The organism is Pseudomonas sp. ZT5P21 (assembly GCF_054897785.1).
In genome coordinates this window covers 3,111,108-3,124,148 of record NZ_CM142705.1, presented here as the reverse complement: position 1 = coordinate 3,124,148, position 13,041 = coordinate 3,111,108, and the positions used below count along the sequence as shown (strand labels likewise).

General features: G+C 60.3%; 7 protein-coding genes. All 7 read left to right on the top strand.

The annotated features are described in order from the left end of the window. Positions 1-106 precede the first annotated feature (106 nt). The 7 genes from tpx to ACYZT9_RS14565 all read left to right on the top strand — a co-directional run bounded on the left by tpx (position 107) and on the right by ACYZT9_RS14565 (position 12,998). Entirely contained in the window at positions 107-607 is a 501-nt protein-coding gene (gene tpx / locus ACYZT9_RS14595; RefSeq protein WP_462006145.1) for a thiol peroxidase, read from the top strand. A 178-nt stretch (positions 608-785) separates the two neighbouring features. Continuing rightward, positions 786-2,102 carry an MdtA/MuxA family multidrug efflux RND transporter periplasmic adaptor subunit gene (locus ACYZT9_RS14590; RefSeq protein WP_462006144.1) on the top strand — a complete coding sequence of 439 codons (1,317 nt, stop codon included), beginning with the start codon at positions 786-788 and terminating at the stop codon, positions 2,100-2,102. Beyond that, on the top strand, positions 2,099-5,203 hold the full coding sequence (locus ACYZT9_RS14585; RefSeq protein ID WP_462006143.1) for an MdtB/MuxB family multidrug efflux RND transporter permease subunit: 3,105 nt from the start codon (positions 2,099-2,101) through the stop codon (positions 5,201-5,203). The genes ACYZT9_RS14590 and ACYZT9_RS14585 overlap by 4 nt, the downstream gene beginning before the upstream one ends. After that, on the top strand, positions 5,200-8,307 hold the full coding sequence (locus ACYZT9_RS14580) for an efflux RND transporter permease subunit (protein WP_462006142.1): 3,108 nt from the start codon (positions 5,200-5,202) through the stop codon (positions 8,305-8,307). Before ACYZT9_RS14585 ends, ACYZT9_RS14580 begins: the two co-directional genes overlap by 4 nt. Further along, positions 8,304-9,791 carry an efflux transporter outer membrane subunit gene (locus ACYZT9_RS14575; RefSeq protein WP_462006141.1) on the top strand — a complete coding sequence of 496 codons (1,488 nt, stop codon included), beginning with the start codon at positions 8,304-8,306 and terminating at the stop codon, positions 9,789-9,791. The genes ACYZT9_RS14580 and ACYZT9_RS14575 overlap by 4 nt, the downstream gene beginning before the upstream one ends. Positions 9,792-10,071: 280 nt before the next feature. Next, complete coding sequence (locus ACYZT9_RS14570; RefSeq protein WP_462006140.1) at positions 10,072-12,153, top strand: putative bifunctional diguanylate cyclase/phosphodiesterase; 2,082 nt, start codon at positions 10,072-10,074, stop codon at positions 12,151-12,153. A 98-nt stretch (positions 12,154-12,251) separates the two neighbouring features. Then, entirely contained in the window at positions 12,252-12,998 is a 747-nt protein-coding gene (locus ACYZT9_RS14565; RefSeq protein ID WP_462006139.1) for an SDR family oxidoreductase, read from the top strand. The last annotated feature ends 43 nt before the right edge of the window (positions 12,999-13,041 follow it).

Genomic DNA, 13,041 nt, shown 5'->3' with positions numbered 1-13,041 from the left:
GGCAACACTTCACGATTTGTATCCGCCCATAGGTCAGCGGATCATTTCGTGGTTAACTTCGACCTCTCCAGAATTCTCCACACCAACGTTCAGAAGGACTCCGTTCATGGCTCAAGTCACTCTTAAAGGCAACCCGGTTCAAGTCAACGGCCAACTGCCACAAGCCGGTTCCAAGGCGCCAGCCTTTTCCCTGGTGGCCGGCAATCTGTCCGACGTGACCCTGGCGAGCTTCGCCGGCAAGCGCAAAGTGCTGAACATCTTCCCAAGCGTCGATACCCCGACCTGCGCGACGTCGGTCCGCAAGTTCAACGCCCAGGCCAATGACGTCGCCAACACCGTCGTACTTTGCATCTCCGCCGACCTGCCGTTCGCCCAGGCCCGTTTCTGCGGCGCTGAAGGCCTGGAAAACGTTCAAAACCTGTCGACCCTGCGCGGTGCCGAGTTCATCGAGAACTACGGCGTGGCGATTGCCGATGGTCCATTGAAAGGCCTGACCGCGCGTGCTGTCGTGGTTCTGGACGAAAATGACAATGTGCTGCACAGCGAATTGGTCAGCGAAATCGGTCAGGAACCGAACTACGAAGCTGCGCTCTCCGTTCTGAAGTAAGTCAACTTTTACAATTGTTAACGGCCTGGCCCTGTCCAGGCCGTTTTCATTTGTGCTTCAGTGTCTTAGATAAATCTCCTGTTACGTAAGCCGAAGGTAAATTGCCGGTAAAGGCGCTTTGCTAAATACCCGCCAGTGCTTATCGTTCAGCCTCCCGTAGAAGAAGCCCACGCGCCCAATGGTTGATCATTCAATGCAATCCTCCGCTTCCCGTAGTCCTCGTCGCTGGCTGTTCGGCTTGCTTGTCCTGTTGGTCATCGCTGGCCTGTGCTGGAAATTCTGGCCCGGCAGCGCTACACCAAAAGAAGGCAACGGACAAAAAGCCGTGGCGGGGCACACTGGCCGTTCGGGTGGTATGCGTCCGGGCTTCGGTGGGGCGACCGGGCCGGTGCCGGTGCGTGTGGCGCCGGCGGTCAAAGGCGACTTCCCGCTGTATTACAAGGCGCTGGGCACTGTGACGGCACTGAACACCATCAATGTGCGCAGCCGGGTGGGCGGCGAGCTGATCAAAATTTCGTTCGAAGAAGGGCAGATGGTCAAGGCCGGCGATTTGCTGGCCGAGATCGACCCGCGCCCTTACCAGAATGCCTTGCTGCAGGCCGAAGGCACCTTGCTGCAAAATCAGGCGCAACTGAAGAACGCTCAAGTCGATGTCGAGCGTTATCGCGGTTTGTACCGCGAAGACAGTATTGCCAAGCAGACCCTGGACACCGCTGAAGCGCTGGTGGGCCAGTATCAGGGCACGGTCAAGACCAATCAGGCGGCGGTCAACGACGCGAAGCTCAATCTCGAATTCACCAAAATCCGCGCACCGATTGCCGGCCGTGTGGGCCTGCGCCAGCTCGACGTCGGCAACCTTGTCTACGCCAATGACACCACGGCGCTGGCAATCATCACCCAGACCCAGCCGATCAGTGTTGCCTTTACCTTGCCGGAGAATAGCCTCGACGTGGTGCTGGCGCGCTACCGCAGCGGGGCGAAACTGCCCGCCGAAGCCTGGGATCGTGGCGACACCAAACTTCAGGCCACCGGCGTATTGCAGAGCCTCGACAACCAGATCGACGTTACCACCGGCACTTTGAAATTCAAGGCGCGCTACGAAAACCGTGATCAGGCGTTGTTCCCCAATCAGTTCGTCAACGTCCATCTATTGGCCGACACCCTGAAAGACGTTGTGCTTGCACCCTCGGCAGCCATTCAGTTCGGCACCAACGGCACCTTCGTTTATGCGATGGATGGCGACAAGAAAGTCACCATCCGTCAGTTGAAAGTCGGCGCCAGTGACGGTGAAAACACTGTGATCACCGAAGGCCTGGCGGCGGGCGATCGCGTGGTGCTGGAAGGCACCGATCGCCTGAAGGAAGGCAGCGAAGTGGAAGTGGTCAACGACACCAAGGAAGTGCCGACTACACCGACCGGGCACCTGCAGGGTAAATCGGCGGCCAGCACGACTGAACCGGCGCCCGCCGACAGGGCGAAAAAGGGCGGCGCATGAACATCTCGCGGCTGTTCATCCTTCGCCCGGTAGCGACGACCCTGAGCATGCTGGCCATTATTCTGGCCGGTGTGATCGCCTACCGGTTGTTGCCGGTGTCGGCCTTGCCTCAGGTCGATTACCCGACCATTCGCGTCATGACCCTCTATCCCGGCGCCAGCCCGGACGTCATGACCAGCGCCGTGACCGCACCGCTCGAGCGTCAGTTCGGGCAGATGCCGGGCCTGACCCAAATGGCCTCGACCAGTTCCGGCGGCGCTTCGGTGCTGACTCTGCGGTTCAGTCTCGACATCAACATGGACGTCGCTGAGCAGCAGGTACAAGCGGCGATCAACGCTGCGACCAATCTATTGCCCAAGGACCTGCCGGCACCGCCGGTGTACAACAAGGTCAACCCGGCAGACACCCCCGTGCTGACCCTGGCGATCACGTCCAAGACCATGTTGTTGCCCAAGCTCAATGACCTGGTCGATACGCGCATGGCGCAGAAGATCGCCCAGATCAGCGGCGTCGGAATGGTCAGCATTGCCGGCGGCCAGCGTCAGGCAGTGCGGATCAAGGTCAACCCTGAAGCCCTCGCGGCCAACGGTTTGAACCTGTCGGACGTGCGCACCCTAATCGGCGCGTCCAACGTCAACCAGCCCAAGGGAAACTTCGACGGCCCGACCCGGGTCTCGATGCTCGATGCAAACGATCAACTGACCTCGCCCAAGGATTACGCCAACCTGATCCTGGCCTACGCCAACGGCGCGCCATTGCGGCTCAAGGACGTGGCCGAAATAGTCGATGGGGCGGAGAACGAACGCCTCGCTGCATGGGCCAATGAAAACCAGGCCGTGTTGCTGAACATCCAGCGTCAGCCCGGCGCCAACGTCATCGAAGTGGTCGACCGGATCAAGGCCTTGTTGCCAAGCATCACGGATAACCTGCCGGCCGGGCTCGACGTCACCGTGCTGACCGACCGCACCCAGACCATCCGCGCGTCCGTCACCGACGTGCAGCACGAATTGCTGATCGCCATCGCGCTGGTCGTGATGGTGACGTTCCTGTTCCTGCGGCGCGCCAGTGCCACGATCATTCCTTCGGTGGCCGTGCCGCTCTCTCTAATCGGCACTTTCGGCGTGATGTACCTCGCCGGGTTCTCGGTGAACAACCTGACCTTGATGGCCCTGACCATCGCCACCGGTTTCGTGGTGGACGATGCGATCGTGATGCTGGAGAACATTTCCCGATTCATCGAAGAGGGCGACAGCCCGTTGAATGCAGCGCTCAAGGGCGCCAGGCAGATCGGCTTCACCTTGATTTCCCTGACGTTGTCGTTGATCGCGGTACTGATTCCGCTGCTGTTCATGGCTGACGTAGTAGGGCGGCTGTTCCGCGAATTTGCGATCACCCTGGCGGTGGCGATCCTGATTTCCCTCGTCGTGTCGTTGACCCTGACGCCGATGATGTGCGCGCGGCTGCTCAAGCGTGAACCCAGGGAAGAAGACCAGGGCCGTTTCTATCGCGCCAGCGGCGCCACAATCGATTGGATGATCGCGGCTTACGGGCGCAAGTTAAAGTGGGTTCTCAAGCATCAACCGCTGACGCTGCTAGTGGCCATCGGCACCCTGGCTTTGACCGTGTTCCTTTACATGGTGGTGCCAAAGGGCTTTTTCCCGGTGCAGGACACCGGGGTGATCCAGGGCATTTCCGAGGCGCCACAGTCGATCTCCTTTGCAGCAATGAGCGAGCGGCAGCAGGCGCTGGCCAAGGTGATTCTGGCGGATCCGGCGGTCGAAAGCCTGTCGTCATACATCGGCGTTGACGGCGATAACTCGACGCTCAACAGCGGTCGCCTGTTGATCAACCTCAAATCCCACAGCAATCGCGACTTGAGCGCCACCGAGGTCATCGCCCGCCTGCAGCCGGAACTGGACAAGCTGGTCGGCATTCGTCTGTTCATGCAGCCGGTACAAGACCTGACCATCGAAGACCGGGTCAGTCGTACTCAATACCAGTTCAGCATGTCATCGCCGGATTCCGAGTTGCTCAGCCTGTGGAGCGGTCGTTTAGTAGAAGCACTGGCCCAACGGCCGGAACTGACCGACGTCGCCAGTGATTTGCAGGACAAAGGTTTGCAGGTCTATCTGGTCATTGACCGCGATGCGGCGTCACGGGTCGGGGTGTCGGTGTCGAACATCACCGACGCGTTGTACGACGCCTTCGGCCAGCGACAGATTTCCACGATCTACACTCAGGCCAGCCAGTACCGCGTGGTGCTGCAATCGCAGTCCGGCGAGAAAATAGGCCCGGATGCGTTGAACCAGATTCACGTGAAAACCACCGATGGCGGGCAAGTGCGGCTGTCCAGCCTGGCGCACATCGAAGAGCGTCAGGCGCAACTGGCGATTACTCACATCGGCCAGTTTCCGGCGGTGATGATGTCCTTCAACCTCGCGCCCGGCGTGGCGTTGGGGCATGCGGTGGAAATCATCGAACAGGTGCAGAAGGATATCGGCATGCCGCTGGGCGTGCAGACCCAGTTCCAGGGCGCGGCCGAAGCGTTCAAGGCGTCGCTGTCGAGCACTTTGCTGCTGATTCTGGCGGCAGTGGTGACCATGTACATCGTACTCGGCGTGCTCTACGAGAGTTACATTCACCCGATCACCATTCTCTCGACCTTGCCTTCGGCGGCAGTCGGCGCTTTGCTGGCCTTACTGTTGAGCGGCAATGACCTGGGGATGATCGCGATCATCGGCATCATCCTGCTGATCGGTATCGTGAAGAAGAACGCGATCATGATGATCGACTTCGCCCTCGACGCCGAGCGAAATCAGGGCATGGACCCGGAGACGGCGATCTATCAGGCAGCACTGCTGCGTTTCCGGCCGATCCTGATGACCACGCTGGCGGCGTTGTTCGGTGCGGTGCCGTTGATGCTGGCCACCGGTTCCGGCGCCGAGCTGCGTCAGCCGTTGGGTCTGGTGATGGTAGGTGGTTTGCTGCTGAGTCAGGTATTGACGCTGTTCACCACGCCGGTCATTTACCTGTACTTCGACCGCCTCGGTCGGCGCTGGGGCCGCAAATCCGAGTCCGTGGATGTGGTCGAGCAGCCATGAACCTCTCCGGACCTTTCATCAAGCGACCGGTCGCAACGATGTTGCTGAGCCTGGCGATCATGCTGCTGGGCGGGGTGAGCTTCGGTCTGCTGCCGGTGTCGCCGCTGCCCCAAATGGACTTCCCGGTAATCGTGGTCCAGGCCAGTCTGCCGGGCGCGAGTCCCGAGGTGATGGCGTCGACCGTTGCCACGCCGCTCGAACGTTCCTTCGGCGCCATCGCCGGGGTCAACACCATGAGCAGCCGTTCCAGCCAGGGCTCGACCCGGGTGATTCTGCAATTTGACCTCGACCGCGACATCAACGGTGCGGCGCGGGAAGTGCAAGCGGCGATCAACGCTTCGCGTAATCTGCTGCCCAGCGGAATGCGCAGCATGCCGACCTACAAGAAGGTCAACCCGTCCCAGGCGCCGATCATGGTGCTGTCGCTGACTTCGGACGTGTTGGAAAAGGGTCAGCTTTACGATCTGGCCTCGACGATCCTGTCCCAGAGCCTGTCCCAGGTGCAAGGCGTCGGTGAAGTGCAGATCGGCGGCAGTTCGCTCCCCGCCGTGCGCATCGAACTCGAACCCCAGGCGCTCAACCAATACGGCGTGGCGCTGGACGATGTGCGCAACACCATCGCCAACGCCAATGTACGCCGGCCCAAAGGCTCGGTCGAAGATGGCCAGCGCTTGTGGCAGGTTCAGGCCAACGATCAACTGGAAAAAGCCAAGGATTACGAATCGCTGATCATCCATTACGCGGACGGTGCGGCGCTGCGTCTGAAGGATGTGGCGAAAGTCAGCGACGGCGTCGAGGACCGTTACAACAGCGGTTTCTTCAACAACGATGCGGCGGTGTTGCTGGTGATCAACCGTCAGGCCGGCGCCAACATTATCGAGACGGTCAACGAGATCAAGGCCCAGTTACCGGCGTTGCAAGCCGTGCTGCCGGCCAGCGTCAAGCTTAACCTGGCCATGGACCGCTCGCCGGTGATCAAGGCGACCCTGCACGAAGCGGAAATGACCCTGCTGATTGCCGTGGCCTTGGTGATTCTGGTGGTGTTCCTGTTTCTCGGTAATTTCCGCGCCTCACTGATTCCGACCCTCGCGGTGCCGGTGTCGCTGGTGGGCACCTTCGCGGTGATGTACCTGTACGGGTTTTCCCTGAACAACCTGTCGCTGATGGCGCTGATTCTGGCCACCGGGCTGGTGGTGGACGATGCCATCGTGGTGCTGGAGAACATCTCCCGGCACATCGACGAAGGCGTGCCGCCGATGAAGGCCGCTTACCTTGGGGCTCAGGAAGTCGGTTTTACGCTGTTGTCGATGAACGTGTCACTGGTGGCGGTGTTCCTGTCGATCCTGTTCATGGGCGGGATTATCGAAAGCCTGTTCCGTGAGTTTTCCATCACCCTGGCGGCGTCCATCGTGGTGTCGCTGGTGGTCTCGCTGACCCTGACGCCGATGCTGTGCGCCCGTTGGCTCAAGCCACATACGCCGGGTGAGGAAAACCGCTTGCAAAGCTGGAGCCGACGGACTAACGAATGGATGGTCGGCAAATACGCCACCAGCCTTGACTGGGTGTTGCGTCACCGTCGTCTGACTTTGCTCAGTCTGATCGTGACAGTGGGCGTGAACATTGCGCTGTATGTGGTTGTTCCTAAAACCTTTATGCCACAGCAGGACACCGGCCAACTGATCGGGTTCGTGCGGGGCGACGACGGTCTGTCGTTCAGCGTGATGCAACCGAAAATGGAAATCTTCCGCCGTGCGGTATTGCAAGATGAGGCGGTGGAAAGCGTCGCCGGCTTCATCGGCGGGACCAACGGCACCAACAACGCCTTCATGCTGGTGCGCCTGAAGCCGATCAAGGAACGGGACGTTTCCGCGCAAAAAGTCATCGAACGACTGCGCAAGCAAATGCCCAAAGTCCCCGGCGCCCAGTTGATGCTGATGGCGGATCAGGACCTGCAATTTGGCGGTGGTCGTGAACAGACCACCTCGCAGTATTCCTACATCCTGCAAAGCGCCGACCTTGGCGAATTGCGCCAGTGGTATCCAAAAGTGGTCACCGCGCTCAAGGCGTTACCGGAGCTCACCGCCATTGACGCCCGTGAAGGACGCGGTGCGCAGCAGGTGACCTTGATCGTCGATCGCGATCAGGCAAAACGCCTGGGCGTGGACATGAACATGGTCACCGCCGTCCTGAACAACGCCTACAGTCAGCGGCAGATTTCGACAATCTACGACAGCCTCAACCAGTATCAGGTGGTGATGGAGGTCAATCAGAAATACGCCCAGGACCCGATCACACTGAAGCAAGTACAGGTGATCACCGCCGATGGTGCGCGAATTCCACTGTCGACCATCGCCCATTACGAAAACAGCCTGGAAGATGACCGCGTCAGCCACGAAGGCCAGTTCGCTTCCGAAAGCATTTCCTTCGACATGGCTGAAGGCGTGACGGTGGAGCAGGGCACGGCGGCCATCGAGCGGGCGATTGCAAGGGTCGGTATGCCGGAAGGCGTGATCGTGAAAGTGGCCGGCACCGCTGACGCCTTCGCCGCGACCCAGAAGAGCCAGCCGTGGATGATTCTTGGCGCGCTGGTGGCGGTGTATCTGGTGCTGGGTGTCTTGTATGAAAGCTATATCCATCCGCTGACCATTCTCTCGACGTTGCCGTCGGCCGGGGTTGGCGCGTTGCTGTCGATCTACGCGCTGGGGGGCGAGTTCAGCCTGATTTCGTTGCTGGGGCTGTTCCTGTTGATCGGTGTGGTGAAGAAAAACGCCATTCTGATGATCGACCTGGCGTTGCAACTCGAACGGCATCAGGGTCTGGAACCGCTGGAGTCGATTCGTAGCGCGTGCCTGCAACGTCTGCGTCCGATTCTGATGACCACGCTGGCCGCGATCCTCGGTGCCTTGCCGTTGCTGCTGAGCCGTGCCGAGGGTGCGGAAATGCGTCAGCCGCTGGGCCTGACCATCATCGGCGGGCTGATTTTCAGTCAGGTGCTGACCCTTTACACCACGCCGGTGGTTTACCTCTATCTCGACAAACTGCGCCATCGTTTCAATAAATGGCGTGGGGTGCGTACTGATGCTGCTCTGGAAACTCCGCTATGACTGACCGTTCGCTTATCAACCTGTCTGCATCGCTGGTCACGGCCCGAGGCTCGCGTTTGTTGAGCCTGTCGCTGTGGGTGGCGCTGCTCAGTGCCTGCGCCATCGGCCCGGATTACCAGCGCCCGCACGCCGCCGCGCCGGTGCAGTACAAGGAATCCGCCGGTTGGCGACAGGCCAACCCGAGTGATTCCCTTGCGCGCGGTGCCTGGTGGGAATTGTATGGCGATCAGCAGCTCAACGGTTTGATCGAGAAGCTCAACAGCGCCAACCAGACGGTCGCCCAGTCCGAAGCCCAGTACCGTCAGGCCCAGGCCTTGGTGCGCAGCGCTCGCGGTGCGTTTTTTCCGACCGTGGACCTGACTGTCGGGAAAAACCGTTCCAGCCAAGGGACTGGCAGCAGCAGTTCCAGCCTGACCAGTTCTTCCAGCGGGATCCGCGACACCTACACGGCGCAGGCCGGTGTCAGTTGGGAGGCCGATGTCTGGGGCAAGTTGCGCCGAGGCCTTGAGGCGGACACCGCCAACGCCCAGGCGAGCTTTGCCGATCTGGCGGCGATGCGGTTGAGCCAGCAATCGGAACTGGTGCAGAACTACCTGCAATTGCGCGTGATCGACGAGCAAAAACGTCTGCTGCAAGCGACGGTCGAGGCCTATCAGCGCTCTCTGAAAATGACCGAAAACCAGTACCGCGCCGGTGTTTCCGGTAAGGACGCGGTGGCTCAGGCTACCACTCAGCTCAAGAGCACCGAGGCCGAGCTGGTCGATCTGATCTGGCAGCGCGCCCAGTTCGAGAACGCCATCGCCGTGCTGATCGGACTGCCGCCGGCCGAGTTCAGCCTCGCGGAATCCCCCAATATCCCCGTATTGCCCGACGTGCCGTTGAACCTGCCTTCACAATTGCTTGAGCGCCGCCCGGACATTGCCTCCGCCGAGCGTTCGGTGATGGCGGCCAATGCGAACATTGGTGTGGCCAAAGCCGCTTACTACCCGGACCTGACACTGAGTCTGAACGGCGGATATAGCAGCAGCACGTCGTCCAACTGGATCAGCGTGCCGAACCGCTTCTGGTCGGTCGGCCCGCAACTGGCGATGACCTTGTTTGACGGCGGACAGCGTTCAGCCGAAGTCGACCGCAGCGAAGCGGCCTACGACGAAACGGTGGCCAAGTACCGCCAGACCGTGCTCGACGGATTCCGCGAGGTGGAAAATTATCTGGTCCAGCTGAAGGTCCTGGAAAACGAAACTGCCGTGCGTCAGCAGGCACTGGACTCGGCGCGCGAGTCCTTGCGCCTGACCCAGAACCAGTACAAGGCCGGGTTGATTGCCTATCTGGATGTGGTCGTGGTGCAAGCCACGGCGCTGAACAACGAACGTACGATGCTGGATTTGTTGCAGAGCCGCTTAATTGCCAGCGTGCAGTTGATTGCGGCGCTGGGTGGCGGATGGGACGGGCAGCTCGAAGTTGATGAAACCTCGTCCAACTGATGGATGCGGTCCTGTAGGAGCCGAGCTTGCTCGCGAAGACGGAGCTACATTCACCGACAATGTCGCCCGATACGCAGCCTTCGCGAGCAAGCTCGGCTCCTGCAGGATTGCGCGCTCCTTGGCCAACGATGCCAGGTCCAATGAGTAATCAAACAAGCGTTTCATCGGGTTGATGGCCATTTGCTAATTTTCTCAGTGCGTTCTTTTAAGCAACCAGTACAATCACCCGATTTGCCCGCCGAGAATGGAAGCAGTACGGCGGGTAGTCTCGAGAAGTCCCATGCTCATCGGTAGCTATTCCCCTACGCTGGTCATCATCTCGCTCTTTGTGGCGATTCTCGCTTCCTACACTGCGCTCGACATGGCCGGGCGCATCGCCACTGCCAGAGACCGCGCAGTACATTTGTGGACGCTTGGCGGCGCTTTTGCGATGGGCATCGGCGTGTGGTCGATGCATTTTATCGGCATGCTCGCGTTTGAACTGCCTATCGACCTCGGCTACGACGTCACCCTGACGGCCCTGTCGCTGCTGACCGCGATCCTGTCCTGCGGCTTTGCCCTGTGGCTGGCCAGCCAACCACGATTACCGGCCTGGCAACTGGCGTTCGGTGCGCTGGTGATGGGCGCGGGCATCAGCGCCATGCATTACACCGGCATGGCCGCGATGCGCATGCAGCCGGGTATCGACTACGACCCGACACTGTTCGGCGCCTCTCTGCTCATAGCCGTCGGTGCCTCGGGCACTGCGTTATGGATCGCCTTCCGCCTGCGCCGACACACGCCTCATGTCAGCCTGATTCGAGGTGGGGCGGCGGTGATCATGGGCATTGCCATTGTCGGCATGCACTACACCGCCATGGCCGCCGCGCGGTTTCCCGATGGCAGTTTCTGTGGAGCGGCCACCAGCGGCTTGAATGGCAAGGGTTTGGACAGCCTGGTTTTGATCACCACGCTCGCGGTGCTGGCCATCGCCCTGCTCACCTCGATACTCGATGCGCGCCTGGAAGCTCGCACCGCCGAACTGGCCCGCTCGCTGACAGAGGCCAATCGCGAACTTACCCACCTGGCGCTGCACGACATCCTGACCGGCCTGCCGAATCGGGTGTTGCTGGCCGACCGCATCGATCAAGCCATGTCGAGGGTGCAGGAGCAAGGCGGTTGTTTTGCCCTGATGTTCATCGATCTGGACGGCTTCAAACCGGTCAATGATGCCTTCGGCCATCACATGGGCGACCAGTTGTTGCGCGAAGTCGCTCTGCGCCTGCGTGAGGATTTGCGTGGCCACGACACGCTGGCGCGGATTGGCGGTGATGAGTTCGTGTTGCTGGTGCAACTGGCCGATGAGCATGACGCTCTGAATCTGGCAACCCGGCAGGTCGGGCTGATCGCGCGTTCATTCCGCGTCGCCGAACATGATTTGCAGATTTCCGCCAGTGTCGGCATTGCCCTTTATCCGGGAAACGGTCTGACCGCCGAAGAGCTACTGATGAACGCGGACGCGGCGATGTATCACGCCAAGGGCGCGGGCAAAAACGGCTACAGCTTCTTCGACGCCTCGATGAACAGCAACGCGCGCAAGCAGCTGCAATTGCTGCAAGACCTGCGCAATGCAGTGGAGCAGCAACAATTCAGCCTCTACTACCAACCAAAATTCGACGCCAGCAACGGCCGGCCAGTCGGCGCCGAGGCGTTGTTGCGCTGGGTGCACCCGACGCAGGGCATGCTGCTGCCGGACAAGTTCATCGAGCTGGCGGAAAAGACCGGGCTGATCATTCCGATTGGCGACTGGGTGCTCAACGAAGCCTGCCGGCAGATGCGCGAATGGTACGTGCTCGGCTACACCGATTGGCGCATCGCGGTGAACCTCTCGGCGTTGCAGTTTTGCCATGCGGGCCTGGTCCAGAGCGTCGCCAGGGCCTTGGCAACGCATCATTTGCCGGCTAACAGCCTGACCTTGGAAATCACCGAAACAACCGCCATGAACGACGCCGATGCGAGCATGACGGTGCTCAAGGAACTCTCGGAGATGGGGGTCGACCTTTCGATCGACGATTTTGGTACCGGCTATTCGAGTTTGATGTACCTCAAGCGCTTGCCGGCCAACGAACTGAAAATCGACAGGGGGTTTGTCCGCGACCTGGAACGCGACAGCGACGATGCGGCCATCGTTTCCGCCATCGTCGCGCTTGGCCAGGCGCTGGGGTTGCGCATCGTCGCCGAAGGCGTGGAAACCGATGTGCAGCAGGATTTCCTGACTCAACTCGGTTGCGACTCGTTACAGGGTTATTTGCTCGGACACCCATTACCGGCCGATCGCTTCATGGTCGACATTGTTCGGGCGGAGCGATTGGCGGTAGGTTGACGCTCCCTCGCCACAGGACACCACCGACTTCATGCAAAACCCGCCAATGGCGGTTACTCTTGACCCCGACTGCTTTCGCTTGAAGGGGATACGTTCGCATGGACAAAGTCATCGTCATCACCGGCGGCAGCCGCGGCATTGGCGCCGCCACCGCACTGTTGGCCGCCGGGCAAGGCTATCGGATCTGCATCAACTATCAGTCCGACGAAGAGGCGGCGCATAGCGTGCTGGCGCAACTCCGCGCCCTCGGTGCCCAGGCCATCGCGGTACGTGCCGACGTCAGCATCGAAGACGAAGTGATCGCGCTGTTTAACCGGGTTGACACCGAACTGGGCCGCGTGACCGCACTGGTCAACAACGCCGGCACCGTTGGACAAAAATCCCGGGTCGACGAAATGTCCGAGTTCCGCATCCTCAAAACCCTTAAAACCAACGTCCTGGCGCCCATTCTCTGCGCCAAGCACGCTGTCCTGCGCATGTCACCAAAACACGGAGGGCAGGGGGGCAGTATCGTCAACGTATCCTCGGTCGCCTCTCGTCTGGGATCGCCGAATGAATACGTGGACTACGCGACGTCCAAAGGTGCACTTGACACGTTCACCATCGGTCTGTCCAAGGAAGTGGCCGGTGAAGGCATCCGGGTCAACGCCGTACGGCCCGGTTACATCTATACCGACTTCCACGCGCTGAGCGGCGATCCCGACCGGGTCAGCAAACTCGAATCGGCGATTCCGATGGCGCGCGGTGGCCGGCCGGATGAAGTGGCGGAGGCGATTGTCTGGTTGTTGTCGGATAAGGCTTCTTATGCGACGGGGACTTTTGTTGATCTGGGTGGTGGGCGGTAATTTTAAAGATTTGCTTTGTCTATTCTGGCCCCTTCGCGGGCAA